At 50.6% G+C, this 26,371-nt stretch carries 27 protein-coding genes and 1 pseudogene; 2 read left to right on the top strand and 26 right to left on the bottom strand.

The window, feature by feature from the left end; translation table 11 throughout:
• The first annotated feature begins 250 nt into the window (after positions 1-250).
• Positions 251-1,213 carry a quinone oxidoreductase family protein gene (locus K6T23_RS02020; RefSeq protein ID WP_238283481.1) on the top strand — a complete coding sequence of 321 codons (963 nt, stop codon included), beginning with the start codon at positions 251-253 and terminating at the stop codon, positions 1,211-1,213.
• Between the two features lie 38 nt (positions 1,214-1,251).
• Here the strand turns inward: K6T23_RS02020 and nadE are convergent, their stop codons facing one another.
• From nadE to K6T23_RS01975, 9 genes and pseudogenes are all read right to left on the bottom strand, one after another.
• Positions 1,252-2,079, bottom strand: coding sequence for an NAD(+) synthase (gene nadE, locus K6T23_RS02015; protein WP_148986215.1), 828 nt, complete (start codon positions 2,077-2,079; stop codon positions 1,252-1,254).
• A gap of 71 nt (positions 2,080-2,150) precedes the next feature.
• Positions 2,151-3,623: a nicotinate phosphoribosyltransferase gene (locus K6T23_RS02010; RefSeq protein ID WP_056541853.1), complete on the bottom strand. Its 1,473-nt coding sequence runs from the start codon at positions 3,621-3,623 to the stop codon at positions 2,151-2,153.
• Between the two features lie 276 nt (positions 3,624-3,899).
• Complete coding sequence (locus tag K6T23_RS02005) at positions 3,900-4,520, bottom strand: YIP1 family protein (protein WP_238283480.1); 621 nt, start codon at positions 4,518-4,520, stop codon at positions 3,900-3,902.
• Between the two features lie 543 nt (positions 4,521-5,063).
• Complete coding sequence (locus tag K6T23_RS02000; protein ID WP_238283479.1) at positions 5,064-6,257, bottom strand: alanyl-tRNA editing protein; 1,194 nt, start codon at positions 6,255-6,257, stop codon at positions 5,064-5,066.
• A 54-nt stretch (positions 6,258-6,311) separates the two neighbouring features.
• Complete coding sequence (locus K6T23_RS01995; protein WP_156450728.1) at positions 6,312-6,461, bottom strand: hypothetical protein; 150 nt, start codon at positions 6,459-6,461, stop codon at positions 6,312-6,314.
• Positions 6,462-6,588: 127 nt separating this feature from the next.
• A complete protein-coding gene (locus K6T23_RS22340) occupies positions 6,589-7,005 on the bottom strand; it encodes a methyl-accepting chemotaxis protein (protein WP_420493501.1) in 417 nt (138 codons plus the stop codon).
• Between the two features lie 117 nt (positions 7,006-7,122).
• Positions 7,123-7,437, bottom strand: a pseudogene (locus K6T23_RS22335) (PAS domain-containing protein); the annotation flags it as partial.
• 74 nt (positions 7,438-7,511) lie between these two features.
• Positions 7,512-9,851: a bifunctional diguanylate cyclase/phosphodiesterase gene (locus tag K6T23_RS01980; protein ID WP_238283478.1), complete on the bottom strand. Its 2,340-nt coding sequence runs from the start codon at positions 9,849-9,851 to the stop codon at positions 7,512-7,514.
• Positions 9,852-10,021: 170 nt separating this feature from the next.
• On the bottom strand, positions 10,022-10,783 hold the full coding sequence (locus tag K6T23_RS01975; protein ID WP_238283477.1) for a class I SAM-dependent methyltransferase: 762 nt from the start codon (positions 10,781-10,783) through the stop codon (positions 10,022-10,024).
• Positions 10,784-10,942: 159 nt separating this feature from the next.
• Between K6T23_RS01975 and K6T23_RS01970 the strand changes: the two genes are divergently transcribed.
• Positions 10,943-11,917: a Gfo/Idh/MocA family protein gene (locus tag K6T23_RS01970; protein WP_238284363.1), complete on the top strand. Its 975-nt coding sequence runs from the start codon at positions 10,943-10,945 to the stop codon at positions 11,915-11,917.
• A 253-nt stretch (positions 11,918-12,170) separates the two neighbouring features.
• Here K6T23_RS01970 and K6T23_RS01965 read toward each other — a convergent pair whose 3' ends face one another.
• From K6T23_RS01965 to K6T23_RS01885, 17 genes are all read right to left on the bottom strand, one after another.
• Complete coding sequence (locus tag K6T23_RS01965; protein ID WP_238283476.1) at positions 12,171-13,538, bottom strand: MBL fold metallo-hydrolase; 1,368 nt, start codon at positions 13,536-13,538, stop codon at positions 12,171-12,173.
• Positions 13,539-13,562: 24 nt separating this feature from the next.
• The gene (locus tag K6T23_RS01960) at positions 13,563-13,964 is read right to left on the bottom strand and encodes a DUF302 domain-containing protein (protein WP_238283475.1); all 402 of its coding nucleotides are present in this window, start codon (positions 13,962-13,964) and stop codon (positions 13,563-13,565) included.
• A gap of 102 nt (positions 13,965-14,066) precedes the next feature.
• On the bottom strand, positions 14,067-14,843 hold the full coding sequence (locus K6T23_RS01955; RefSeq protein ID WP_238283474.1) for a sulfite exporter TauE/SafE family protein: 777 nt from the start codon (positions 14,841-14,843) through the stop codon (positions 14,067-14,069).
• 15 nt (positions 14,844-14,858) lie between these two features.
• Positions 14,859-15,221 (bottom strand): rhodanese-like domain-containing protein, encoded by a 363-nt coding sequence (locus tag K6T23_RS01950; RefSeq protein ID WP_238283473.1) that lies wholly within the window; start codon positions 15,219-15,221, stop codon positions 14,859-14,861.
• Positions 15,222-15,303: 82 nt separating this feature from the next.
• Positions 15,304-15,564: a metal-sensitive transcriptional regulator gene (locus K6T23_RS01945; RefSeq protein WP_148986208.1), complete on the bottom strand. Its 261-nt coding sequence runs from the start codon at positions 15,562-15,564 to the stop codon at positions 15,304-15,306.
• Between the two features lie 101 nt (positions 15,565-15,665).
• Entirely contained in the window at positions 15,666-16,211 is a 546-nt protein-coding gene (locus K6T23_RS01940) for a GNAT family N-acetyltransferase (protein WP_238283472.1), read from the bottom strand.
• The gene (locus tag K6T23_RS01935) at positions 16,208-17,179 is read right to left on the bottom strand and encodes a Gfo/Idh/MocA family protein (protein ID WP_238283471.1); all 972 of its coding nucleotides are present in this window, start codon (positions 17,177-17,179) and stop codon (positions 16,208-16,210) included. The genes K6T23_RS01940 and K6T23_RS01935 overlap by 4 nt, the downstream gene beginning before the upstream one ends.
• 106 nt (positions 17,180-17,285) lie before the next feature.
• Positions 17,286-18,158, bottom strand: coding sequence for a YitT family protein (locus K6T23_RS01930; RefSeq protein ID WP_218247834.1), 873 nt, complete (start codon positions 18,156-18,158; stop codon positions 17,286-17,288).
• Between the two features lie 155 nt (positions 18,159-18,313).
• Positions 18,314-18,754, bottom strand: a complete 441-nt coding sequence (locus K6T23_RS01925) for a cell wall hydrolase (RefSeq protein WP_056541875.1) — start codon at positions 18,752-18,754, stop codon at positions 18,314-18,316.
• Positions 18,755-18,887: 133 nt separating this feature from the next.
• Entirely contained in the window at positions 18,888-19,553 is a 666-nt protein-coding gene (gene rpiA / locus K6T23_RS01920; RefSeq protein WP_238283470.1) for a ribose 5-phosphate isomerase A, read from the bottom strand.
• Between the two features lie 31 nt (positions 19,554-19,584).
• Positions 19,585-20,502, bottom strand: a complete 918-nt coding sequence (locus K6T23_RS01915; RefSeq protein ID WP_056541882.1) for an ABC transporter permease subunit — start codon at positions 20,500-20,502, stop codon at positions 19,585-19,587.
• A complete protein-coding gene (locus K6T23_RS01910) occupies positions 20,499-21,359 on the bottom strand; it encodes an ABC transporter permease subunit (protein ID WP_056541885.1) in 861 nt (286 codons plus the stop codon). The genes K6T23_RS01915 and K6T23_RS01910 overlap by 4 nt, the downstream gene beginning before the upstream one ends.
• A gap of 87 nt (positions 21,360-21,446) precedes the next feature.
• Entirely contained in the window at positions 21,447-21,779 is a 333-nt protein-coding gene (locus K6T23_RS01905) for a hypothetical protein (RefSeq protein WP_238283469.1), read from the bottom strand.
• Positions 21,780-21,930: 151 nt separating this feature from the next.
• Complete coding sequence (gene tkt, locus K6T23_RS01900; RefSeq protein WP_238283468.1) at positions 21,931-23,940, bottom strand: transketolase; 2,010 nt, start codon at positions 23,938-23,940, stop codon at positions 21,931-21,933.
• Positions 23,941-24,007: 67 nt separating this feature from the next.
• Positions 24,008-24,697, bottom strand: a complete 690-nt coding sequence (gene alsE / locus K6T23_RS01895; protein WP_056541895.1) for a D-allulose 6-phosphate 3-epimerase — start codon at positions 24,695-24,697, stop codon at positions 24,008-24,010.
• 26 nt (positions 24,698-24,723) lie between these two features.
• On the bottom strand, positions 24,724-25,815 hold the full coding sequence (locus K6T23_RS01890) for a PTS fructose transporter subunit IIC (RefSeq protein WP_238283467.1): 1,092 nt from the start codon (positions 25,813-25,815) through the stop codon (positions 24,724-24,726).
• A 98-nt stretch (positions 25,816-25,913) separates the two neighbouring features.
• Positions 25,914-26,369 (bottom strand): PTS sugar transporter subunit IIA, encoded by a 456-nt coding sequence (locus tag K6T23_RS01885; protein WP_238283466.1) that lies wholly within the window; start codon positions 26,367-26,369, stop codon positions 25,914-25,916.
• Positions 26,370-26,371: the final 2 nt, after the last annotated feature.

The raw sequence follows: 26,371 nt of genomic DNA, 5'->3' as shown, positions 1-26,371 counted from the left end.
AACTTCTTACTACTTACTTTCGATTAAAATCCAGAAAACCCTTCTGAACGTTTCCCGTTTATAAGGGAACGTCCAGCTCTTACTATTCATCCATATTACCATTAATTGTTTATTACCGGGGAGGCAGAGAGCAGATTCTACTAAAATTTTCTTCCTGTTTTTGCGAGTTTGTCGTTAGGAGGAAAAGGATTATAATGATAAAACCGGCGCTGATCAGCTGCGCCAATCTTTTAAAAATGAGGTAATTCCTATGAAAGCACTTGTATTCGAACGATTCGGAGGCCCGGAAGTCCTGACGTATCAAGATATTCCGGAACCGACTCTAGCCAGCAATGAGGTACTTGTGAGGATGAAGGCTGTCGGCCTCAACTTCGCGGATGTGTACCGGAGAAAAGGAAACTACCATCTATCAGGGAACCCCCCTTACATCTTGGGCTATGAAGGGGCAGGCATCGTCGAGAAGGTCGGGGAGGATGTAAAGGGCGTGAATATCGGAGACCGGATTGCTTTTGCCGACGTTCCCTATGCAAACGCCGAGCTTGTAGCCGTTCCACATGATAAAGTCATCCCTGTACCAGAAGCTATCTCTTTTGAAACGGCCGCTTCCCTCCTTCTACAAGGACTGACTGCACACTATTTGACCAAGGACAGCTACTCCATCAAAGACGGTGACCACGCCCTGGTTCACGCAGCCTCGGGTGGTGTCGGTCAATTGCTCGTACAGATCATCAAGTCCCTAGGCGGACATGTGATCGGCCTGACATCAACTAAAGAGAAGGCAGAAGTGGCCAAAGCAATCGGCGCAGATCACGTCTTCCTCTACGATGAGGATTGGGCCGCAAAGGTCAGGGAAGTCTATCCTGCAGGTGTCGATGTTGCCTATGAATCCGTCGGGTCCACATTGAGCGAAAGCTTCCAGGCCACACGCACAGGGGGAACCGTCGTGTTCTTCGGGATGGCAGGCGGCGATCCGGAGCCGGTCGATCCCCGCATGCTCATGGATACGTCCAAAACATTGACGGGTGGTGACCTATGGAATGTCCTCACCTCACATGAGGAAAGGGTGGAACGTTCCGCCGAATTGTTCCAATGGGTCACAGACGGCTCCATCACTCTATCGGAACCGACGACTTTCCACTTGAGTGAAGGCAGGAAAGCCCATGAATACCTTGAAAGCCGCAAAAGCACTGGGAAGATCTTGCTGTTGCCATAAAAAAAGCCGATCCAGATTCGTCTGGACCGGCTTTTTCCTTATTTCCAAAAATCATCGAATACAGTGATCGGCAGATGGCGTTTATGTTGAGTCTTCAAGTAGTGGGACTCAATCGCCTTCTTTGCATCAGCCGGAACTTCTTTTCCTTCAAGATAGTCATCCAGCTGTTCATAGGTCACGCCAAGCGCTTCTTCATCAGCAAGAGCCGGGCGATCTTCCTCAAGATCTGCAGTCGGCTTCTTCGTATAGAGATGTTCCGGACATCCGAGCTCTTCAAGAAGCTTGCGACCTTGGCGTTTATTCAAACGGAATAGCGGTACAAGATCCGCGGCCCCGTCCCCGAACTTCGTATAGAATCCAGTCACTGCTTCGGCAGAATGATCCGTTCCGAGGACGACACCTTTCTTCACGGCAGCGACAGCGAATTGAACCTTCATGCGCTCACGGGCCTTTTCATTCCCTTTCACGAAATCCGACATTTCGATGCCGCTTTCCTTCAGGGTATGGACACTTGCGTCCACGGCCGCTTTAATATTGACGGTCAAGGAATCCGTCGGGTCGATGAACTTCACGGCATCAATGGCATCCTGGGCATCGCCCTGCTCCCCATATGGCAGACGGATGGCGTAAAACGCATATTCCTTCGAACCGGCTTCTTCGTTCAGTTCCGTGATGGCAATCGAAGCGAGCTTCCCGAGGAGAGTGGAATCCTGACCTCCCGAAATGCCAAGAACGAGACTCTTGAGGAACGAGTTCTTCTTAAGATACGATTTCATGAAATCGACACTGCGTCGAATTTCTTCCTTGGGATCAATCTCCGGTGAAACCATCATTTCTTCTACGATTTGTTTTTGAAGAGAATCCATCATTCACACTCCATGTTAGGTTTTATTACATCATAAGTATACCTTTTTATGATGCCCGCAAACAACGAAACTTACTTGATATCAACTGATTTTTCTTTGACCGACGCTTTGACTTCATGGATGAGTTCCATCTTATTGGACCAGCATTCATCACTGAGATCGACCGGGTACCCTTCCGGATTCATGGCACGCTTGTATTCATCCCACAGCAATTCCAGATTTTCATTCACAAAGGTACGGATCCTGTCGAGGGATGGTGTTTCATATACAAGCTTCCCATCCTTGAATACATCCACATGAAGCTCCCGCGCCTCGAAGTTCGTGACGAACTTGCTGATGTACGTGTGCACAGGGTGGAACATCTTCAGGCGCTCTTCTTCCTGCGGCTTCTCGTGCTCAAGGGCGATGTACTCCCCTTCAGACTTGTGATTGATCGAGTTGATGATCCGGTACACGCGTTTCTTACCAGGCGTCGATACCTTCTCCGCATTGCTCGAGATCTTGATGGTATCCTGCATGTTGCCGTCTTCCCCTTCAATGGACACGAGCTTGTAGACTGCACCGAGGGCAGGCTGGTCATAAGCCGTGATCAGCTTCGTCCCGATCCCCCATACGTCAATCAGGGCCCCCTGTGCCTTCAGGTTCATGATGGTATACTCATCGAGGTCGTTCGACGCAATGATCTTCGTTTCCGGGAACCCGGCATCATCGAGCATCTTGCGCGCCTTCTTGGACTGGTACGCCATGTCTCCGCTATCGAGGCGGATCCCTTTGAAATTGATCTTATCGCCGAGTTCCTTCGCCACCTTGATGGCCGTTGGAACTCCGGAACGAAGGGTATCGTACGTATCCACTAGGAATACACAGTCCTTATGGCTTTCTGCATATTTGTGGAAAGCCGTGTACTCATCACGGTAAGCCTGTACCATGGCATGAGCGTGTGTACCCGATACCGGCATGCCGAAAATCTTCCCGGCCCGTACATTGCTCGTTGCATCAAATCCACCGATGTAGGCGGCACGCGTCCCCCAGATGGCGGCATCAAGTTCATGGGCACGACGGGTGCCGAACTCCATGACTACCTCATCTTGGACCACCTGTTTGATCCGGTTTGCCTTCGTAGCGATCAAGGTCTGATAGTTCACGATATTAAGAAGCGCGGTTTCCAACAGCTGCGCCTGACCAAGTGGCGCCTCCACGCGAAGGAGCGGAACATTCCCAAAGGAAAGCTCCCCTTCCTCCATGGAACGGATCGTCCCGGTGAATCGCATCTCCTTCAAGTACTGAAGGAACTCCTCTTCATATCCAAGCTCCCTCAAATAATCGATATCGCTATCCGAAAACTGGAATTTCTTCACGAACTCAATGATTCTCTCAAGTCCCGCGAAGACCGCATATCCATTGCCAAAAGGCAGTTTTCGAAAGAAGACTTCAAAAACAGCCTTTCGATTATGAAAATTATCGTCCCAATAAGCCTTCGTCATATTGATTTGATACAAGTCTGTATGTAAAGCCAAACTGTCATCTGCATACTGCATCGTCATGAAATTTCTCTCCTTTGAGTTGTTGCCATCCTTTCTATTTTAACCAATAAATCGACAAAAGCCGAATAGAAAAACTCATTTTCCTCATATTTCCCTTTCTGAAGCTGGATGAAACCCTTCTGATAGGGTACCAAGGCAATGATGACAAAGCCTTCACCCACCCACTGTATTTCCCCAAGAAAGGGTAACCAAGGCTGAGAAGGCTAACTTTCCTAGGTGTTTTCAATCTAAAAACACCCCTCTCCTGTAGCAGAAGTCGGGGTGTTGATGAATCTCTTAAAACATAGCCAACAAGAGAATTGGAATAAATAAAATAGTGAGCAAGGCACCCGGAATCAAGAGCGTGCAGAGGCCAAGCCATGATGAGAACCGGTGAGCTTCAGAAACAGCTTTAATTAAGATAAAGAAGTACCAGCCCGCAAGGACAATTTGAACGAATACCGAGAAAAAGATGTATACCGCTCCTATGAAAGAACCGACCACATAATCAGATTGAAATGCGCCTTCGCCCATGACCATCAGGTCCGGCACCCAAAGAACAAGCGCGATGATTATCGGAATGTTCGCCCATGCTGTCGCCAGGAGCATCTCCTTGTAGGTGGCCGTCCCTTTGAAAATCTTTCCTACCCCCCACGCAACCAGGGAGGTCAGGAACCAGCCAATAATACCGGTGATGGCTCCGAAAATCACCGCCCCAAGAAGGAATAAAGGTAAACCAAGATCCATATTATCAAGGACATCTCTAGATGATGCTTGATCAAGCGTATTGCCGATTCCAGCCAGGATAGTGAGTAAAAAGGCGAAACCGAGAAACTTATGATTAAGAATATAGCGGATGGTCGTTCTTGGCTTCACCCAGATGGTGAGCCATGGATTCACTGGTGTTGATTCTTGCATTGGTTGTTGCGGGTCTTCTACAGTTTGCATCGTATGTTTCCTTTCTGTATTGGGTTTTTGACGTGGGAAAGGCTTGGGGCATCGGAAATAATAAATCTAAGCCCTCCACAACACGGCCGAGACTTTCATACGCGTATACATCCATATACTGTAATTATCTCGACAGATTTCCATTTACCCATTTTTCTATTTTTTCAATCATCTTACAAATGAAAAGAAAAAAATAAAGAGATGAAGGCGCTTCTATCCGTCAGCCCAAAACCATTTTTCCCTTTATTATCCTTACCATCAAGATGTACCTCCGTCAATTCCTCTCAGAAGCTTGTCGAATTTTGTCTGTGAGTATAGAACTACCCAGCCGTCTACCCTCCACCCTCAAGTAGGTCCTAGGATCAGATTCAATAGAACTAGATCATGATTGTTCCCCTCCACAAACAGCTATTTGTCAAAACACTTCCAGTAAAATAGAGACGTTGAACTTTCTTGCAGGCCTTTGGATCCATTTACAATAAAAAGCCTGCAGGACATACCTGCAGGCTCGCTTTATAGCTGTCGAATCCACTCTTCCATGAGCTCTTCCTTGCTGATGATCGCTTCACCACCGCCTTGAACGAATGCATCCTTCCCTCCGCCTTTACCGTTGATCAGGTCGAATACCGGTCGCACCGATTCCTTGAGGGCGGCTGTCGATGCCTTCCCTCTTGCCCCGACAAGCTGAAGCTTGGCTCCGTTCTTCACGGCAAACAGGACGACCACGTCATCCTTCCGGGCTGTGATCTGTTGGGCGAGGCCCTGCAGCTCCTTGATCGGACGCTCGTCATAGACCCTGGAGAGCAGGAGATGTCCCGCTACCTCCTGTATGCTATTGACCAGTACGTCCGCCTCAAGCTTCAGGTATTCGGCTTTTACACCTTCCAGTTCCTTCTCGGTATCCTTTTGCCTGTCAATCATCCGGAGCACGGCATCTTTCATGCCATCTTCCGGCGCCTGGATGATCCCGGTCAGGTCTTTAAGGAGATCGTGTTTCGCTTGAAGATGGGTGCGGATCCTGTCTCCACAGATGAACCGAAGACGGATATGGGATTTACGCATTTCCCAATCGAGAATCTTGATCCCTCCCACTTCGCTTGTGGATGCAGGGTGAGTGCCGCCGCATCCATTATAGTCGAAGTCCGGGATGATGACGAGGCGGATCGGTCCGTCCACGTCGGGCTGCTTCCTGAGTGGATAATCTCCCAGCTCGCCTTCTGTTACCCACTTTGTCTCGATAGGTCTCGCTTCCCTGATCACCTGATTGGCAAGGGCTTCCGCTCGATTTGCCTCTTCCCTGGTCAAATCGGGGATCTCAAGATCGATGGTGAGGGTCTCCTGACCAAGATGAAAACTGATGGTTTCATAGCCTAGAGATTCTATGAAGCTGGCAGACAGGATATGCTGCCCCGCATGCTGCTGCATATGGTCGAAGCGCCTCTCCCAGTCAATATTCCCGGTGATGGTGACGCCCTCCTCAAGGGGGGCATCCAAGTAGTGACGGATCTCTCCGTTCACATTTTCTACTTCCAGGACCCTGCGTTCCCCGAGCATCCCCGTATCGTGAGGCTGACCTCCACCTGTCGGATAGAAGCACGTTTCTTCAAGAATGGCGTACCAGCGTCCTTTTTCATCCTGAGCTAGTTCGTTGATCGTGGTGGTGAATGTGCTGCGGTACGCATCTTCGTAATAGCGTTTGACGGTCATGATATTCCCTCTTCCTCTGCGTTCTTATCTGTCTACTTTACCACAGAGGAGACATCACTTCCGAGGATTTTTGAGGTGGATCGGTACACTGCCCAACTGATCCCATGGAATCTCCCATCTTCTTTCGAATTCCTGCACCGCCCGTTCATCCCCCGCTATGATCCGCTCCACCAGCTCTCGTAAGGGCAGCTTCTGATAATCCATGCGATCTCACCTGCTCGCTGTTTGATTTGTACATTACTTATTACCTATTCGAGACTGGGATAAACGTAGGAACTCTCTCATTTCCCGGTGCGCACAAAAAAACCATCCCGGAGGATGGCTATGAAACTTATATGATGTCCTGGAATCTTTTTGCATGCTCTTCCAGCTTGGTGGAGGCCATCGTCAGGCCGGAGAAATCGTGGACGGTGTGCTTGATCATCGTCTGGCTTTCCTTGATATCATGCTGGGCGATATCGGTACCGGAGGTGATTTTCTTTACTTCTACGGTGATGCCTTCGATGTTATCACGGATTTCGACGATGGATTTCTCCACCCGCTCCGATAGTTTTCTCACTTCTTTCGCCACGACATCGAAGCCCCTGCCATGCTCGCCTGCCCTTGCAGCTTCGATGGCGGCGTTCAAGGCAAGGAGATTCGTCTGGGCGGCGATTTCCCGCACGGTCTGGACAATGCCTTTGATATCATCGGCCTGTTTCTGAAGCCCTTGGAGGGTTTCCGAATTTTCTTCCGATACTTTGGTCATCCGGTCAATGATCCCCATGAGCTCATTTCCGCGGTCGATGCCTCCCTTCGCCTGATCATGAAGGTCTTCTGCCAGCCCCTTCAAATCATCCGTCAAGGTAGATATCGCCCTCTGGCGGTCGGTGATATTGGTCGCCACCTTCAAGATGCCGATGACCCTGCGGGAGTCCTCGTCAAAGATGGGCATGTAGGTCGCCTCGAGCCAGATTGCATTCCCCATGGCATCCTTCCGTTCAATCTTGTCCTGGAAGCTGCGCCCCGACAGGAGCCTCTTCCAAAAGGTTTCATATCCACCGCTGTTGGCGAATGACGGGAAGCAGAGCTCCTTATGATGCATCCCTACCATATCGTCGGCTCGATACCCGACGCTTCCGGCGAACAGGTCATTGACATAGGTGACTCTCCGGTCGATCCCGAATTGGATCAGGGCCATATTTTCTTTCATTGATTGTACGATCAAGTCATTTGATATTCGATCCATCTGTATGGTCATCTTTCATTTCCCCTTTAGTTTGATACGGCCGCCATGTTCATCCAGCGCGCGGAAATCGCCTCGGCCGTATCCGGTCTGCTTAAATAAAATCCCTGGATCAAGTCGCAGCCTTCCCGCTTGAGCCAGTCCATCTGATAGGCATCCTCCACACCCTCCACCAACACCCTCATATTCAGGTTGTGTCCGAGGGTGATCATGGACCGTACGATGGCTTCCTGCTCTTCGTTCCCTTCAAAGTCTTCCAGGAAGGAACGGTCAATCTTCAGAATCTCGACGGGCAGTGCCTTCAAATACCGGAACGATGAATAGCCTGTCCCGAAATCGTCCAGGGAGATCTTGATCCCCATTTCCCTGAGTCGATCAAGGATGACGATGACATCCGCTTCGCATTTCATGGCCGAGGATTCGGTCAGTTCAAGCTCCAGATAATTCGGATCCATCCCGGTTTCATCGAGTACTTCCTGAACGGATGGGATGAAGTCCTCCCTCGAGAACTGGAGAGGGGAAATGTTGACGCCCATCACGATGGGCTCTTTCCCTTCCACTATCCATCTTACCCACTGCCGGCACGCTTCCTTCAGCACCCACCTGCCCACAGAGTGGATCATCCCCTTTTCTTCCATGATCGGGATAAATTCCACCGGGGAGACAGGTCCGACACGGGGATGGGTCCAGCGCATGAGCGCCTCCACCCCTTCAAGGGTTCCGGATTTCACGTTCACTTTGGGCTGATAAAGGACGTAGAATTCTTCCTGCTCGAATGCATGCTCGAATCCCTGCTCGAGGAGCATCGTCCTTTCAAGCTTCTGTCTGATTTCTTCATTGAATTCCGTGACGCAGTTCTTGCCGTTCTTCTTGGACTCATACATGGCAAGATCCGCATAGCTCAGGAGCTCCGACCCGTTACGCGCGTCTTCGGGATAATGGGCGATTCCTGCGCTGATGGTCACCCGCACATTGGATCCATTGATCGAGAACGGCTCGTTCATGGCACGGACGCACTCGTTGGCCAGGTTCTTCACTCTACCCCTATCGACACAGGTCGAAACGACTACAAACTCATCCCCACCCTGACGAGTGAGCACACAATCCTCCGGGAGCGCGTCCTTAAGCCTTTTCGTCACTTCTTTCAACAGCACATCGCCTGCCTGATGCCCGAGGGTATCGTTGGTGAACTTCAGGCGATCAAGGTCGATGAAGATGCAGCACACCCCTTTTCCATCCGCAATCCACTCGTCAAGGAGCTTCTCGAGTTTGTAACGGTTCGGGAGTTCCGTCAGGGGATCATGATAGGCCATGAACTGGATGACTTCTTCCGACTTGCGCTTCTCCGTGATATCCCTCGTGAACCAGATGGAGTGCTCAAGCCCCTCACCCCGGATGAGGTGCTTCGACACCTCCAGGATCCGCTCCCCTTGATGGGTATCTATGGGGATGGTCAGTCGACTATCTTCCACCGTCCCTTGTACGAACACATCGGGTACGGTCTGACCGTTTGCCTCAGGAAACATGGAAAGAAGTGCTGAGTTGGCATGATAGATCCTGCCTGATTTATCGGAGATGGCGATCCCGTCTTCCGCCGAATCGAACATCATCGTCTGCAGGATCGATTTCTTCCTGACAAAGCGATCGATGGCAATGGAGAAGAAGGTGAAGATGAAAATTAAAAGGGTACTGATGAAGACTCCCCACGTCAGGAAGGTCACATCCACCGTGCCTGCTCCTTCATGTCCTTCATGAGGATGAAAGTGTGCAGCCGTCATCCCCGTATAGTGAAGACCCGTGATGGCGACTCCCATGAACAAGGAGAAAGCGAGCTTCACTCTGAAGCCCATCCCTTCCTTGGCAAAAGACGAATAGAACCCGAGCCACAGGGCAGCGAACGCTGACGAATACGCAATTCCCAATGAGAGGGTCACTAACAGTGGATCATAACTGATCATCATCGGACGGATGGCCGCCATGCCGATATAGTGCATGGATGCGATACCAGTTCCCATGAGGACAGCCCCATAGACCAGATGGCTTTTCTTCGGCGCTGGTGATGAAACCATCCAGAACCCAGCCGAGCATCCTGCCACGGAAGCGACAATGGACAGGAAGACAAGGCTGACATCATAATACATCGTACTCGATAGATGGAAGGCGAGCATGCCGATGAAGTGCATGGACCAGATCCCGAGCCCGAGGACGCCTCCGGCCGTCATCAACCAGACAAGCTTTGCCCTCCCCTTCGTCTGCCTCACTCGATTCGATAATTCTATAGAAGCAAACGCTGCGATCAACGCAATGATATAAGACAAAAAGACAAGAAATAAATCATAGTTATTCGTAATATGTACAACTAATTTCACAGTGCACCTCATTTTAGTCACATCTTCCTCTACTGGAAAAATGAGACTTTAGTCACTCTATTATAATGGGATGGACCTTCCCTGTATAGCTGAAGATTACGGAGGACAAATCTATTATTTTGCAAAGAAAGGGAGATGGGCTGACCTCATCACCCCTCCCGTAAATCTGATCACTCTTTCACAGCAACTACACGGATCCGCCAATAATCCGCCACCCATTCCCCGTCCTTGAAAAGGGCAGGCCGCACCCTCTCCTTGATCCCTTTATATACCTCGGCCTTTTCCTCCCCCTCAAACTCCGGAAAGAAGTCGTCGGCAAAACCGTCAAGCCAATGATCCAGACCCTTTTCTCCATCTGACAGGGGTGTCGGCCTCTCATAGTGATGAATGAACGATACCCTGAAACCATGATGCTCTAAGAGGGAACTGTAGTCACCGACGGTCGGGAAGTACCACGGATTCCTTGATGTGGCATCGATTCCACGAGCAGTCAGTTCCTCTTCCACTCCTGAGATGATCGTCCCGACGTTTCGACTCCCGCCAAACTCAGCGACAAATCGTCCCCCGGGGCGTAAAGCACGGGCAACAGAAGAGGCCACACCGTCTGCATCACGGACCCAGTGAAGGGCGGCGTTGGAGAATACGGCATCCATCGGTTGTGAAGTGTGAAAGTTTGCAGCATCCCCCACATCAAAGGAGATGGTCGGATACTTCTCCCGGGCGCGCTGGATCATGTCCTCCGAATAGTCAATCCCCCTTACGACTGCCCCGAATTCCCCAATCTCTTGCGTCAAATCACCGGTTCCGCACCCAAGGTCAAGGATCTCCTCGCCTTCCTTCGGATCGAGTATATCGATCAGGCCCTTGCCATATAGGGAAACAAACCCGATTTTGTCATCATAATGCGTTGCATTCCACTTGTTACCACTCATATCGTCTTCATCCTTCCATTCGTTTATAGACAGATTTCGACGAATTTCCCCGCTCTCCTGCTGCGTTGGGATATTTCTTCTGGTGGCCTTGATGATATGACATCCCCAGGGGAGTCCATTATAATGGGGAGGACAAATAAGAAAGATGAGGTGAGCGATATGAAGATCGCTACAATCGGAACAGGATTCATTGTCGAAAGGTTCCTCTCTGCCGTTGATGACGTGGAGGGTGCCCAGTGCACCGCCATGTATTCCCGCGCAGAATCGAGTGCACGCCCTCTGGCAGACAAATTTGGCGGCCCATCCATTTATACAGATCTCAACCGGATGCTTGATGAAGCCGACGCAGATTTCATTTACGTGGCTTCCCCTAACAGTCTCCATTTCGAGCATGTGAGGACAGCCCTACATAAAGGAAAACACGTCATCTGCGAAAAGCCGTTTACATCGACGGCCAGGGAGCTCGAGAAATTAAGGGCGCTGGCAAAAGAAAAGCGCCTCATGCTCTTTGAAGCGATCACCACCATCCATCTGCCGAACTACGAACTGATCCGCCAAAACATCGGGAAGATCGGACCGATCCGCTTCATTCAGGCCAATTACAGTCAATATTCAAGCCGGTACGATAAATTCCTCGCAGGCGAAACACCGAATATCTTCAATCCGGCATTCTCGGGCGGTGCCCTGGTGGACATCAATGTCTACAATATCCACTTCATCATGAACCTGTTCGGGAAACCTGATGCCGTCCATTACATGGCCAATACCCATACAAATGGCATCGACACATCGGGCGTCGTCCTGATGAAATACCCTGGCTTTATCGGGGAAGCCGTCGGGGCCAAGGATACGGAAAGCCCGAACTTCTGCCTCATCCAGGGTGAAAAAGGCTATATCGAGGTAGAAAATGGTTCAAGCTGCGAGGCGATCACCGTCAAGATCGCCGATGAAGAAGTAGTCCTGAACGAACAGACAAATTCGAATAAACTCTACTACGAGTTGAAGGCATTCCGTGACATCTATGAGAAGGAAGACTATGATCGTTGCTACGATCTCCTTGATTACAGTTGCAACGTCCTCGATATTGTAGAACAAGCACGAAAATCCGCCGGCATCGTGTTTGCTGCAGATTAACAGAAAACATAGAAAGATAGCATTTCATGACGAACAATATCAGTTTAGATTCGCTCATGATTTCCGTGGTGCAAGACTGCGCTTTCCGCGGAGAGCCACTCTTCCGACAGGAGTCTTCGTCTTGCACTCCAATCAACCGCTGGGAACTTGTTCATGAAACAAATGAAAACCCGAATTCTATTGCCTGATCGCAGGCAAATGAATTCGGGTTTTACTATGACTAAAACACTTTGGTCCCTACTTCTTTTTATTCTTACTCCACTGGGTTTCCTGCACCTTTCCAGGCTGAGAATCCACCTTCCACGTTCAATACGTCATGTCCCATTGCCTGCAGGAGGCTTGCGCCGATTGCGGACCTGGCGCCGGATTGGCAGTGGATGATCAAGGTCTTATCCTGAGGGAGGTCCGCTTCGTCAAGATGCCCGAGCATGTGATGATGGGCTTCACGAATATGCCCCTCTTCCCACTCATTCTGATTCCTCACATCGACCACATAATAACGATCATCCGTCATGAGTTCATTCGCTTTTTCCACAGATATCGATTTATAGGTTTCAAGATGCCCGGGAAGATCTTCCGGATCCATGTACCCCTTCACCTGACCGAGACCAATGGAAGCAAGCGCCTTTCTGATCTCCCCGATCCGGTCTTCCTCCGCAATCAGGAAGATGTCCCGTTTATAATCGAGCAGCCATCCTGCCCAGTTCGGGAAGGAGCGATTGTACGGGATATTGAGAGTCCCTTTCAGATGACCGTCCGAGAATCGGGAGGCGTCCCGTGCATCCACGATAACAGCACCTTCTGCCGGAGCATGCTTACGGGGAATTTCATCGCGCGTCAGGAGAGGAGGACCTTCCTTGTTCAGCTTCTTCATTTGTGCAAAATAGGTCGGCGGCTCCGGCTGGCCGGTCAGGAGTTCATGGACGAATTCCTTCTCATCCGTGATCCGGAGAGCCCAGTTGAACTTCCTTTCGTAGCCGAGGGTCGACACGGGAACGGCACCGAGGGACTTCCCGCATGCGCTACCCGCCCCGTGGGCCGGCCATACCTGCAAGTGATCCGGAAGATCCTTCAGCTTCTTCAAGGATCGGAACATATCGATGGCTCCTGTTTCCGAAGTTCCTTTTGCCCCGGCTGCCTTTTCGAGAAGATCCGGACGACCGACATCCCCAACGAACAGGAAGTCACCTGTAAAGATGCCCATCGGTTCGTCCGCACCGCCACCCTCGTCCGTCAAAAGGAACGAAACGCTCTCAGGCGTATGTCCGGGCGTATGAAGGACCTCGAATTTCACATTCCCGATATAGAACGCAGATCCGTCCTTTAAGAGCTCATACTCGTAGTCATTAAGATACTGATACTTCCAGTCCTGATCGCCTTCATCGGAAACGTACAGTTTCACTCCCCCTGAACGCGCAAGCTCCCTGATACCCGACAGATAGTCAGCATGGATATGGGTTTCGGCAGCTGCCGAAATGGTCAATCCCTCTTTCTTCGCTGCCGCCTGATAGGGTGCCACATCCCTTGCCGGATCGATCACCAGCGCTTCACCGGTTTTCTGACAGCCGATCAGGTACGACATATGGGCAAGCTTTTCATCAAAAAATGATTTAAAGTACATGATTCTCCACCCCTTTTATCAAATTCATTTCTTTATAGAACGATCGATGCATCCAATCAGACGCCTCTCGATGTCACCTGCCAGTTCCTTCAGCTCGGGATCATCGAGCAAACCTATGAGGGCAGTCGGTTTCGGAAGCCCGATTTTGATTGCGCCTTGATCTTGATAAACGACTATTTTACACGGCAGGAAATACCCTACGAGCTTATTCTCCTTCAATACCCGTTCTGCTTCCTGTGGATTGCATAATTCAAGTACCATATAGGGTTCATCCACTGTGAACCCCTTCTCCGTCAACTTATCCTTAATATCAAATGTCCAGAGGATGCCAAAGGACTCTTCTTTGAGCGCATCTTCCAGGGCCGTTATGGCTTCCTTCATCGTGCCATCCGCTTGTACAGTGTAATGAAAATCCAACTTCTTCATCCTCCTTTTACGGTATGGGGTATATACAACCTTATGTTACCCTTTCCTACTAATTTTCACTCTTCCTCTTACTAGAATCGGTCTTAAGGCTGAAAATATGTCCTACAGGATATCCCACCAGATCTTGATGGTCGTGGCAGTAATCAGGAGCGCAAGGATCATCTGAAGCCATTTCGTATTCACTTTCTTACCCGCCATGGCTCCAAGGGGGGAAGCGATCAGGCTCGCAATCACCATGATGGCGGCTGGACCGTAATCGACCTGGCCCGTGGTCACCTTCCCCACGGTGGCCCCGATTGAGGAGATGAACGTGATGGCGAGGGAAGAAGCGATCGTCATCCTTGTAGGGATCTTCAAGACGACCAGCATGATCGGGACGAGGAGGAATGCTCCTGCTGCCCCTACGATGCCCGCCCCGAGCCCGACGATAAGGGACAATAGAGCCGCCAGCCATTTGTTGAACGTCACTTGCTCTAGTGGGATATCATCCAGTCCCTTCTTCGGAATGAACATCATGATCGCGGCGATGAGGGCCAGGATTCCATAGATCAAGTTGATGCCACCTTCCGACATGAGCTTGGAGCCGTACCCCCCGACAAAGCTTCCAATCAGGATGCTTCCACCCATATAGGCAATGAGCGTCTTATTCAGGTACCCTCCCTTTCGATACGCCCACACCCCGCCAATAGTAGCGAAGAACACCTGGACGGCGCTGATGCCGGATACTTCATGGGCACTGAATGCTGCTACGCCCACTAACGGGGGGATATAGAGAAGCATCGGATACTTGATGATGGATCCTCCGATTCCAAGCATGCCGGAAATATAAGAACCGATGAACCCGATGAGAAAAATCACGACGATAAAACTTACATCCATTTCACTCACTCCCCTTTATGATCTCCAGGCGTTCATGCCGCCTTTGACATTGGTGACGGAATGAAATCCGCTTTTCTTAAGCAGTTTGGCAGCGTTCATGCTTCTCATCCCGCTCTGACAGATGACGACTACCTCTTTATCTTTTGATAACGTGTCGATTTGTTTGGGAAGCTGCTGAAGGGGGGTATTTTTGAATCCCCTGATGTGATTGCCTTTGTATTCCCCTGGCGTGCGGACATCGATGAACTGCTTGTTTTTATTCTTAAATTCGCTTTTTAACTCTTCCGTGGAGATCATTCGGATCCCCTTTACCGGCATGAGCCGGGATAGGATAAGAACGAGAACGATGGCCAACAGGGCGTATAGGATGATTTGCATATGATTCCATTCCTTTCATCTCATTAATTACCCTATAGGGTATAATATTTTGCAAAAGAAAAAATGGTGATGACCATTTTCCTTATCGGCTCTTCACTAATAGATTGACGGCTTCTTTAATGATCTCATCCGTTTCATCCCCCTGCTCATCGGCAGCGCGGACGCATTCCACAAGGTTGGCGCTCACGACAAGTCCAATGGAGCGTTCAATGGCTGAGCGTGCTGCAGACAATTGAGTGATGACCTCTTTACAGTCTTTCCCCTCTTCCATCATCCTCAAGACGCCCCTGAGCTGTCCTTCAAGGCGTTTGACACGGTTTTTCACCTGCATATCATAGTTCATGACTATCCCTCCTATCCTTAAAATCGAGCTGGTTTACACCTTTATATTATACCCCATTAGGTATATTGTCAAATCAAAAAAAGAGGACGCTCTGGCCCTCCTTACAATACAATCTGGCTGCGGACGGACCGCTTCCAGATCATATGATCCATGCCTTCACCCCAGTGATCGGTGAATCGATGATCCGGTTCACCGAATCGTTTCTTCCACACTGCCTGGGCACGGGTATACCCGCTATCGAGGCAAAATACTTCTACGCCTCTCCCAAGAAGGATCAGAAGCATGGCATTCACCATCAGGGAGCCGACACCCATCCTCTGATGATCCGGGTGCACAAACACAGTCCCGACTTCAGGGATACCCCCATAGGCACCATTGGTCAGGGTCATGATCAGTTCACTGGCCGGTCCGTATTCAATGGTACCGATGATCTGTGAGTCCTTTTCCGCCAATAGGAAAAAACGCTCCGTTCCCTGCCTTTGAAGGAGGGACTTCTTGTAGCAGATTTCCTCTTCTAGATCATCCACCAGGTGATCGATGCCTTCTTTTTGATAAGTGTCCTCGATGACCAGACGGAAGAAGCCGTGAAGTGCCTCACGATCTATTGACTCAGGTGTTCTGATGACGATGCCGCGTGTAGCGCTCACTCGAAGTCGTAGGTGAGCCCCCACTGCCTGCGGGCCTCATCCATCAGCTCCATGACTTGTTCAGACAAAGGCAGCGTCCAGTTCTCACCTTTGGTCACAACGAGTTCATTCATCGCTTGGACTTCATACTGAAGCGCCTTGCCTTCTTCCCCCGCTTCGATCGTCTCGACGGACCCGTCTTTCGTATAAGTGATCGTCGCACGATCTGCCCTCGGGAATTCGTCCACGGTGATATACCCAAGATCACCTGCGACAATGCCGCGCTTCGGCATCTTCGCCCGCATGGCCAGGCTCACGACAGCCATCTCATCGTCTTCATTCTTCAGCACAATGCCCGACTGCTCATCCACACCAGTGTCATGCTTCTTCACCGTCGTCAACACCTCAGTCGGCTGACTGGATAGGAAGAAACGGGTGAAGGAAAGGGCATAGGTCCCGATATCAAGCATGCCTCCCCCGGCAAGATCCGGATTGAAGAAGCGGTTGGTCGGGTCATTTTCTTTGCAGCTACCGAATGTGACGTTGACCATATTCACTTTTCCGATTTTCCCGGCATCAACGATTTTACGCAGCTTTTGATAGAGCGGCATATGATAGATCGTCATGGCTTCCGCCACCACCAGTCCCTTTTCAGATGCAAGGTCTGTGATCTCCTTCAGCTGCCTACCGTTCATGGTGATCGCTTTCTCACACAGGACATGCTTCCCGTGCTTCAAAGCGTTCATGATATATGTATAGTGCACACTATGAGGTGTGGCGACGTATACGATGTCGATGCCGTCATCCGCAAGCATGCTTTCCACGTTTTCATACACGTTCTCGACGCCGTGCTCTTCTGCGAACGCCTTTGCCTTTTCCACTTTTCTCGCCCATACACCGGCGATGTTCCCGTTCACTTCCCGGATCGCTTTTGCGAAGCTTGATGCGATGCCTCCAGGGCCAAGGATACCCCAATTCGGTTTTGTCATAGGTGGAAACCCCCTTCTTTTTCCTATCAGTATACCCCTTTCCCCCGTTGCAGTCGAAGAATACGTAAAAGCCCCTCCTGGTATAAAACCGGGAGGGGTCTTAGGTTTAGTGAATATCGTTTTTCCTGAAGTTACCGCCCTTTACTTCCGCGACATCATAGATGGTCACGAATGCAGAAGGATCGATATCGGCGATGATTTCCTTCAGCTTGCTTTCTTCCAATCGGTTGATCACGCAGGTGATTTCCATGAATTTCTCATGAGAGTAGCCACCGTACGCTTCCTTATACGTAGCACTTCGCCCGAGCCGGTCGCGGATGGTTTCGACCATGAGCTTCGGTTCTGACGAAATGATTTTGAACGTCTTGGAGCCGCTGAGCCCCTCTTCGACGATATGGATCACTTTTGACGCGATGAAGTAGGCAATCGCCGACAGGATCGCTCCCTGCAGACCGAATACCGTGGAGACGAAGATGAAGACGAATAAGTTCAGGAACAGGATGAAATCACTCGTACCGAACGGCAGCTTACGCGACAGGAGGACGGCAAGCATATCAATTCCATCCAGGGCTCCACCGTTACGGAGCGCAAGCCCCATTCCGAAACCAAGGATGATCCCCCCGACGACTGTGACGAGCAATGTGTCCCCATCGATGATAGCCGGAATATGGTGCATAAGGCTTGTCCCAATCGCAAGCGATGCAATTCCGATAATAGAGAAAATGGCAAAACTCTTCCCGATCTGCTTATAGCCCAACCAGACAAACGGGATGTTGATGATGGCGATCAGAACCCCAAGTGGCATATTGCCGAGCTGGGAAAGGACGATGCTGATCCCCGTGACGCCTCCATCGGACACGTTATTCGGAATCAAAACGGTCTCAAGACCGTAGGCGGCAATGAATCCGCCGAGGACCACCATCAGCCCCCTGATCAGTAAAAACAACTTGCTGCGGTTCTTCTTTTTCACTTTATTCATGCTGAAATACCTCATTCTAAAAAATTTACTTCCTAAAGTTTAACATACTTTTGCTGTGCATTAATAAGGATAGGTCTTCCCCTTCAGTTTAGGCTCATCGACCGGTCGTTTATACAAAAAAAGAACCTCCTGCCAGTCAGGAAGTCCTCCATGTGTCATCCTCGATACACGCTGGCGCATGTGTTGGCTTTCGGTTCATAGTAGCAATGGTTCTTAAATTGTCCGGCCAACGGCTGATCATACCACGTTGGGGGGCACGGGGCGTACGGGTTGAAGTACCAGAGGGCATACTTCCCGGGTTGCTGCCGCCAGTAATCCAGATTCTGCTTCGCGAGCCGCTTTTCCACCGATCTTGCCCGGTTATAAAACAGATTCCCCTTCTGTACGGCCTCGAAGGAATAGTTGCCGCCCTGCACCTGGTAAATGACCTGTGGAATCGTCCGCACATCCTTGAAATCAAGACACTCTGCCACAGCACGGTTCACGATGACATTGCCCACGTAAAGCATGCCCTGCTTCCCTTCCCCTTCGGCTTCTGCCCGCATCATCCTTGCCATGAGGGCCACATCTGAATCCTTATACTTTACTCTTGGCATATTCTTCACCTCAAGATAGTGTATGAAAGAAACATGGGTTGTTGTCACTATGATTGAAGAATGGTGCGGGGATTTGTGGGAAGGACTGCCGCTATTCCTGCAGAACCCATTTGCCTCATAAGTTTCTAGCCGCTTAACGCTTTGTCATTTCGCGTATACCGGACTCACCCGCCACCAATGCCTTTGTCACGACGGATGTGAAAAGGGAAACATCGAGCACACCGGGCATTCCTTTCAACCGATCCTCCAACCTCGCACTATCCTGATTTCCCTGCACGTACACATCCAAAAGCAGATTCCCGCGTTCTGTCATGACGGGACCATCCTTATCACGGCTCATGCGGATTTCTACCCTCTCTGCATCTGAGAGCTGGTGCGTGACAAAGGCTAGAGCCTTCGGGATCACCTCAAGTACGACGGGATGCTCGTACGTTAGTTCCTGCACCACTTTGGACTCGTCAACCAGAAGGATATACTCCTCAGCCATCCTTGCCACCAATTTTTCATCGGTATGAATGCCTCCACCGCTCTTCAGGGCATGGAGATGTTCGTCCACTTGATCGCATCCATCAAAGGCTACATCCACCTCTGAGACTTCCGACAGGGGAATGACCGCCATGCCCACTTCCTCACAATTCCGCTTCGTTTCCCATGAAGGCGTGACCACCTTGATGTCGAGCTGCTCTTCCTTGATGAAGCGGATGAGGTGAGCGATGGTGCTGCCTCCGCCCAGTCCGATCACTGTGCCGTTTTCTATGTAGTTCAGGGCTGCTTTGGCGCATTTTCTTTTGATGTCCATGATGTCCATTCCTTTCCGTTACGTTTTTATTCTACAGTGAAGACCGCTTTCCCGTCTTGCCCTCGATCCATTTCAGCAGCGTTTGGGCGGCAATGATCGTTACGGTGTAAAATCCGATCGGCGCAAGCGGGATCCACGGATGGGATACGATATATCGGAAGTTCGCTCCAATCAACCCCGACCATTCCTGGCTGATCGATTCAATCTCGGGACCATTCGGACCCATGAATACCATGGTCCCTCCAAAGAAGAGGCCAAGCACCCCCAGATGAAGGAAGATGATCAACGTCTGGACGAACTGCTGGATGAACATCACCCCCGATACTGGAAGGAGATGCGGTATGATGTGGCTCCATATCTGATGCCTTTCCGATCCGCCCAGTACCCTGGCCGCATCCATGAACTCCCTCTCCTTGATGCGTTTCGCCTCCTTCGCCATATAAAAGGAAAGGGGCGGCAGGACGAGGATGACCAGGATCAGCACCTCAAAACCGGCCCGCTTATAAAAAGGGGCAGGACTCGTACCGCTAGATACCAAGAGAACAGACTCCAAAATCACAAATACCACCATCGTGAGGGGCAATATGGAAAAACTATCGAACAACGCCTCAAGCCTCGCATACAGCCACCTCGGAACATACGTCATGACCATACCGACCCAGAATGCGAAGAATGTCCTTAAAAACGCAATCAATATCGTGATCCCGATGCTCCACTTGGCTCCCTCTATGGCCCGCCCGAGAAGGTCATACCCCTTCTCATCCGTCCCTAATAAAAACTCCTTCGATGGAGGGAATGGAGGAGCCGAAATGGTCCCGTCCTCACCCTTCAGCAAGACGGTTTGGCTTACGTCTCCATCGTTCCAAAAGGTATTGCCTATACTCGCAAGAACAAGCAACAAGAGGAATAGCCCCGATAGGATGGCACCTCCGTTCTTTCTCCACATCATCCTCCATGCCTCCATTCTCCCGGAATCGCCCATTCAAATAGGTGAAATAAAAGATAGATGGGCACGTAAATCAGAAGCAGTGCCACTGTGAAAACCTCCGTCGTGGGATAATCCTTGATGAACCAGGAAATGCCCGGAACGTTGAACAGCACTTCCACCAGATACAAGTTTGAAAGGATGAACCAAAGATGATGCCTTATGTAATACACTGTGCTTACCACCACATTCCTGAGCACATGGTGATTCAGAATCGCAGAAGGAGAGACTCCCTTCGCCCTTGCCAGTACCACATAATCCTTTTCTACCTCCTGACCGTATCGAAGGATCAGCAGTTTCAAGAACATGAGCATCGTGGGAATCGCGAGGCTGACCACCGGCAAAAGAACTGCCCGTTCCCCCTGAACCGTTGCTACATGTGCCATGGCAATCCCCGTCGCCTTAAACACATAGATCACCAGTAGCTGCGTCCCAATCATGAAAAGGATATCCGGAATCCCGTCCAGCACCCGGAGACAGAACGCAATCCCAGCCTGGCTCCATCTCGGAAGCAAGAAATAAACAAACACGATGAACAAAGCCACCGCCAATGCGGACAAAAGAGAAAGGAAAAAAATCAATCCCGACTCCCCCAGATGAACAAATACTTGTGGGAAGATCGGCTTTTCTAAGCCAGCCATGCCTCCATAGACTGCAGGCTTCAATCCGACAAGCATCAGAATCACCCCTCGAATGGACTGTATGTATCCTGAAAAAGAGAGGTTCATCTGATCAAACAGGGCTGGGATCGACCCCAGGAGGATGATGCCGAAAAGGGAGAGTAGGAGATTGAATAGTTTAGATGATAGGTGTTTAACCATAGGCACCCCTTAAATTATTCCATAATTTTCTTGTTTTCTATTCTATCATAAAGAACAAAACTCTTGTAAACAGAAAAAAGCCAAGCGTTATACCACGCCCGACTTCTTCGCATCGGCAACCGACCGCTCCACATCCTCTACCCACTGGCCTGCCTTATTCACCACATACTGTACCTCAAGACCGCTATGCAGCGTCACCTTCAAACCATTGTTCAGCAAGGGTATTCCAAGCAGTCTATTGCGTACGCGCTCAACCGATGCAACTTCCGTTAGAAGTACGGCCGTCTCTTCTCGTTGGATATTGATCGCATGAGGCTTATGATGGAGCATCTTCTCATCGAGGTAAAGCTTGCCTCCCACCCCCTCCTTGCCTTTCAACATATTTGCGAAGCCTTCTCGGATGTAGACTGGTTCCGTCATTGGGCATCGTCCTTTCTTGAATGGGTTTGGGGTTATTTTCTCATATTCTAGTAGCTGTTTCACTTCATACCCAATATTTGTTTAATGAAACGTTTGGATAGATGAAAACCCACCTGGAGTTCCCTTTCCAGGTGGGTTTTCATCTACTACACTATTTCAAAAGTCCCTTGAATGTCTCTACAATATTCTCAACCGTAAACCCATATTCCTCAAGCAAACGTTCCGCAGGGCCCGATGCACCGAATCCATCAACGGTGACCGTCTTACCCTTGTGACCGGTGTACTCACGCCAGCCGAAGGAGGAGCCGAGCTCGATTCCAAGACGTGCTGTCAGATGGCTTGGTAGCACGCTCTCCCTATACGCTGCGGATTGACGCTCAAAGAGATCCCAGCTCGGCATGCTGACGACGGAGACGTGGATACCTTTGTCTGCCAATGCTTGCTGTGCGTTGATGGCGAGTGATACTTCCGATCCGGTTGCGAGGAGCAGGCCTACCGCTTCCTCTTGAGCCGACGAGACGACATAAGCCCCCTTGCTCACCCCTTCATCCACTAGTTCCTGATCAAGGTCAAGAGTCGGGAGATCCTGACGGGTCAGCACGAGTGCCGTCGGATGATCCTGGCTTTCGAGGGCCAAGCGCCAGGCAGTGGCAGTCTCCTTCGCATCGGCGGGTCTGATGACTGAGATTCCCGGCATGGCCCGCAATGCCGCCAGTTGCTCGACGGGCTGGTGGGTGGGACCGTCTTCACCGACAGCAATGCTATCATGTGTGAACACGTACGTCACCGGCAGCTTCATGAGCGCAGCCAAGCGGATAGCCGGACGCAGGTAATCGGAGAAGACGAAGAACGTGGCCCCGAAGACCTTCACGCCTCCATGAAGGGCCATCCCGTTCAGAGCTGACCCCATGGCAAATTCCCGTACGCCGAACCAGATGTTCCGGGCCGCATACCCATCCAGGGCGAAGTTCTTCTCTGATGAGATCAGGGTCTTATTCGAGCCTGCCAGGTCGGCAGATCCTCCGATGAGTTCAGGAATGGACGAAGCCGCTGCATTCAAGATGACCCCTGAAGAGGAACGGGTAGCGATCTTCGAACCAGCCTCAAAAGGAGGGAACGCTTCCTTCCAATCGTCGGGAAGTTCGCCTTTCACCGCACGTTCCAACTGAGAGGCAAGCTCCGGATAGGATGCCTTGTACGCTTCAAACCGCTCGTTCCAGGTGGCCTCTTTTGCTTTGCCTGCTTCCATCATCCCGGCGAAATGCTTCTCCACTTCTTCCGGTACAAAGAATGGTGTGTCGGCTTCCCATTGATAGGCTGCCTTCGTTTGCTTCACTTCTTCCTCCCCCAAGGGCGCCCCATGACACGCAGAAGATCCGGCTTTATTCGGGGATCCGAAGCCGATGGTCGTTTTCACCTCGATCAATGTAGGACGGTCCGTTTCCGCCTTTGCCTCTTGGATGGCTGCCTGGATGGCGTCTACGTCATTGCCATCTTCCACCCGCACCACATGCCAACCATATGACTTGAAGCGATCTTCCACACTTTCAGAGAATGATCGATTCAGGTCTCCGTCCAGAGAGATGTCATTCGAATCGTAGAGCACGACGAGCCGCCCAAGCTTCAGATGTCCTGCCAGAGAAGCAGCTTCAGCCGATACGCCTTCCATCAAGTCTCCATCGCCGCATAGGCTGTAAGTATAATGATTGATCACGTCATAGTCTTCCTGATTATAGGTGTCGGCAAGATGTCTCTCTGCCATCGCCATTCCGACGGCCATGGCGATTCCCTGTCCAAGGGGGCCGGTAGTCGCTTCCACCCCAACGGTATGACCGAATTCGGGATGACCTGGTGTCTTGCTTCCCCACTGGCGGAAGTTCTTCAGCTCGTCCATGGTCAGCCCGTAGCCGAATAGATGAAGCATGCTATACAGAAGGGCCGATCCGTGTCCTGCCGATAAAACAAAACGGTCGCGGTTAATCCAGTCGGGATTGCCAGGGTTCATTTCCATCTCCTTTGCCCATAGCGTGTAGGCCATCGGGGCTGCTCCCATGGCGATTCCCGGATGCCCGGAGTTCGCCTGTTCGATGGCGTCGATGGCCAATGTCCTGATTGTATTGATCGCCAATGTATCGATTGTCTGCTTCGTTTGAAGTGTCATATTCGTTCGCTCCTTTATCTCTTTTTCGCATAATGAAAGGGTTGAGAATGATCCCAACCCCCACACATTATGATAGGACCTTCTGCGTCATATCTTCATAATCCTGGCACATCGTTTTCCATGATGTTTCGATATCTTCGCTCAGTCCGAATAATCCGCTCCGGCCGACAATGTAAACATCCGGCCCGGCCGCATCGATCTTCTTGAAGGTCTTCCTGCTTGAAGAGCCATCCATTTCGATCACATAGCGATAACCCTTCTCTTCCCTCAGCTCCCTTAATGCCACGATCTTATCGAGGGTGCTGTCGATGAAACGCTGACCCGCGAAACCGGGGTCGACGGTCATGATGGTGATCTTATCCACGAGATCGATATAAGGGAAGATCGTGTCGATCGGCGTCTCCGGATTCAGGACAACGCCTGCTTTCAGTCCCGCATTCTGGATCTGATCAATCAAGCGGAAGGCTAGGCCATCGAGGACTTCTGCGTGCATGCAAATCCACTCGCATTTCAGATCGACCAGCTGCTGCACCCAAAAACTTGGATTGGTCACCATGAGATGCGCTGACAATGGAAGGTTGCTGATCTTGCGCACCTCCTGGATGAACCACGGAGATAACGTGATATTGGGAACATAGTGCCCGTCCATGATGTCGATGTGATACGAGCCCACATGGTCATTGAGGAATGTGATCTGCTCTTTAAATTGATCCAGGTCCATCGTCATGAGCGATGGGGAAAATTCTACTTTTTTCATCTATATTTCCTCCACTTCTCTATGAATCAAATGATTTTAATATCGTCGAGATCGATGTCTTCTTCCTCCACTTCGATCTGTTCACCTTCTTTTACATTCTTCTTAAGCAGTGCCAGGGCAACGCCCGTTACCAATACGTTGACGAGAATGGCTACCGCTCCTGTCCAAGGCTGGGACATGGTCGGAAGCATGAGTACACCGCCGAACGGTACCGTTGCATCGGCCCCGAGAACCATGGTAACCGCTCCTCCGGCAGCACCCCCGATGGCGACTGCCGTCACACAGCGGACGATGTCGTTCATCACAATCGGAATGACACCTTCGACAATGTTGATGACGCCCATGGGCACAGCCGATTTCAACGTTTCCACTTCTGAACGGGTGTAGATGTTCTTGCCGAACAATTTCGCAATGAAGAAGGAAAGTCCGAATCCGATCGGTGTAGCCGTATTGACAAGCTGAAGCGCTGTGATCGGTCCGTTGATTCCCTCTGCCTGCATCGTCAGGACAAAGGCAAATACGGTCTTATTGATCGGTCCGCCGAAATCAACGCCGCTCAAGAGTCCAACCACACCCCCGAATACCAATAATGAAGAAGTGCCGAGACTGTTGAGGGCGGTGGTGAGGAGTGACGTGAGCGCAGCAATCGGAATTCCGATCACATACACCATGATCAGTCCGCCAATGATGGATGTGAAGAACGGAACGATCAGCGTAGGCATGAGCCCTTTCGCCCACTTCGGAACATTAATATATTTGATCAGTGCTACTGCTAAAAATCCGGATAAGAATCCTCCAAGAATTCCTCCGATAAAGCCTGCGCTGATGGCATTAGCCGTCAACCCGATGATGAAACCCGGCGCAATCCCCGGCTTACCGGCAATTGAATACGAGATCCCCGTGGCAATGACGACGGGCAGAAGCCCCAGCCCTGCGCCACCCATGGTCGCAAGCGCATCCCATATAGAGAATTCACCTTGTACGAGGGACCCTTGTGCCGTGCCTCCGAATCCCATACCGATCGCAATCAGGAAGCCCGCTCCACACACGATCGGAATCAGATAGGAAATCGCCGTCAACAGGTGACCCTTCAGATTTAATTGTTTTAGTTTACTCATCTTTCTTCCTCCTACGATCAAATCGTCGATTTTGACATTCAATCTCAGCAACTAAAAAACAGCCAACCTATCAGTAAAGCTTCAGATGTATCGCCTCTCTAGCTGCACAGTGCCTCTCTTACATCCTCTGCATTTTCAGACTGCAGCATCTTTTCGATGACCTCGTCATTCCCCAGTTTCCTCGCAAACAGCGATAACAGTTTCAGGTGAGTTTGCGCCCCGTCGTTGTCATTGCCGACCGCGAAGAGAATGATGCCTTTGACGCCCTTCCCGTCGAGGGTCTCCCACTCGATTTCATCTTGGGTGATCCCGATCGCCACCCCGATCTTCTTGACCGAGTCACTCTTCCCATGAGGAATCGCGATATAATTCCCGATGCCTGTCTGGCCCATCGCTTCCCTTGCATAGATATCCTTAAGAAAATCTTCCATATCAGTGATGTATCCGTTCACCAACAACGTTTCGGCCAGTTCTTGAATGGCCTCTTCCTTATTCGTGGCCCGGATGTTCGTATGAATCGTATTCAAGTCAACAATGTCCTTTACTTCCATCATGT

The sequence above is a fragment of the Rossellomorea marisflavi genome (genome assembly GCF_022170785.1).
Classification (GTDB): Bacteria; Bacillota; Bacilli; order Bacillales; family Bacillaceae_B; genus Rossellomorea; species Rossellomorea marisflavi_B.
This window is presented reverse-complemented; position numbering and strand designations above follow the sequence as displayed.

What these genes read in the sequence shown, in the direction of transcription:
- K6T23_RS02020 (WP_238283481.1), top strand. Translation starts at nt 251, where the DNA reads ATGAAAGCACTTGTATTCGAACGATTCGGAGGCCCGGAAGTCCTGACG.
- nadE (WP_148986215.1), bottom strand. Translation starts at nt 2,079, where the DNA reads ATGGATTCTCTTCAAAAACAAATCGTAGAAGAAATGATGGTTTCACCG.
- K6T23_RS02010 (WP_056541853.1), bottom strand. Translation starts at nt 3,623, where the DNA reads ATGACGATGCAGTATGCAGATGACAGTTTGGCTTTACATACAGACTTG.
- K6T23_RS02005 (WP_238283480.1), bottom strand. Translation starts at nt 4,520, where the DNA reads ATGCAAGAATCAACACCAGTGAATCCATGGCTCACCATCTGGGTGAAG.
- K6T23_RS02000 (WP_238283479.1), bottom strand. Translation starts at nt 6,257, where the DNA reads ATGACCGTCAAACGCTATTACGAAGATGCGTACCGCAGCACATTCACC.
- K6T23_RS01995 (WP_156450728.1), bottom strand. Translation starts at nt 6,461, where the DNA reads ATGGATTATCAGAAGCTGCCCTTACGAGAGCTGGTGGAGCGGATCATA.
- K6T23_RS22340 (WP_420493501.1), bottom strand. Translation starts at nt 7,005, where the DNA reads ATGACCAAAGTATCGGAAGAAAATTCGGAAACCCTCCAAGGGCTTCAG.
- K6T23_RS01975 (WP_238283477.1), bottom strand. Translation starts at nt 10,783, where the DNA reads ATGAGTGGTAACAAGTGGAATGCAACGCATTATGATGACAAAATCGGG.
- K6T23_RS01970 (WP_238284363.1), top strand. Translation starts at nt 10,943, where the DNA reads ATGAAGATCGCTACAATCGGAACAGGATTCATTGTCGAAAGGTTCCTC.
- K6T23_RS01965 (WP_238283476.1), bottom strand. Translation starts at nt 13,538, where the DNA reads ATGTACTTTAAATCATTTTTTGATGAAAAGCTTGCCCATATGTCGTAC.
- K6T23_RS01960 (WP_238283475.1), bottom strand. Translation starts at nt 13,964, where the DNA reads ATGAAGAAGTTGGATTTTCATTACACTGTACAAGCGGATGGCACGATG.
- K6T23_RS01955 (WP_238283474.1), bottom strand. Translation starts at nt 14,843, where the DNA reads ATGGATGTAAGTTTTATCGTCGTGATTTTTCTCATCGGGTTCATCGGT.
- K6T23_RS01950 (WP_238283473.1), bottom strand. Translation starts at nt 15,221, where the DNA reads ATGCAAATCATCCTATACGCCCTGTTGGCCATCGTTCTCGTTCTTATC.
- K6T23_RS01945 (WP_148986208.1), bottom strand. Translation starts at nt 15,564, where the DNA reads ATGAACTATGATATGCAGGTGAAAAACCGTGTCAAACGCCTTGAAGGA.
- K6T23_RS01935 (WP_238283471.1), bottom strand. Translation starts at nt 17,179, where the DNA reads ATGACAAAACCGAATTGGGGTATCCTTGGCCCTGGAGGCATCGCATCA.
- K6T23_RS01930 (WP_218247834.1), bottom strand. Translation starts at nt 18,158, where the DNA reads ATGAATAAAGTGAAAAAGAAGAACCGCAGCAAGTTGTTTTTACTGATC.
- K6T23_RS01925 (WP_056541875.1), bottom strand. Translation starts at nt 18,754, where the DNA reads ATGCCAAGAGTAAAGTATAAGGATTCAGATGTGGCCCTCATGGCAAGG.
- rpiA (WP_238283470.1), bottom strand. Translation starts at nt 19,553, where the DNA reads ATGGACATCAAAAGAAAATGCGCCAAAGCAGCCCTGAACTACATAGAA.
- K6T23_RS01915 (WP_056541882.1), bottom strand. Translation starts at nt 20,502, where the DNA reads ATGATGTGGAGAAAGAACGGAGGTGCCATCCTATCGGGGCTATTCCTC.
- K6T23_RS01910 (WP_056541885.1), bottom strand. Translation starts at nt 21,359, where the DNA reads ATGGTTAAACACCTATCATCTAAACTATTCAATCTCCTACTCTCCCTT.
- K6T23_RS01905 (WP_238283469.1), bottom strand. Translation starts at nt 21,779, where the DNA reads ATGACGGAACCAGTCTACATCCGAGAAGGCTTCGCAAATATGTTGAAA.
- tkt (WP_238283468.1), bottom strand. Translation starts at nt 23,940, where the DNA reads ATGACACTTCAAACGAAGCAGACAATCGATACATTGGCGATCAATACA.
- alsE (WP_056541895.1), bottom strand. Translation starts at nt 24,697, where the DNA reads ATGAAAAAAGTAGAATTTTCCCCATCGCTCATGACGATGGACCTGGAT.
- K6T23_RS01890 (WP_238283467.1), bottom strand. Translation starts at nt 25,815, where the DNA reads ATGAGTAAACTAAAACAATTAAATCTGAAGGGTCACCTGTTGACGGCG.
- K6T23_RS01885 (WP_238283466.1), bottom strand. Translation starts at nt 26,369, where the DNA reads ATGATGGAAGTAAAGGACATTGTTGACTTGAATACGATTCATACGAAC.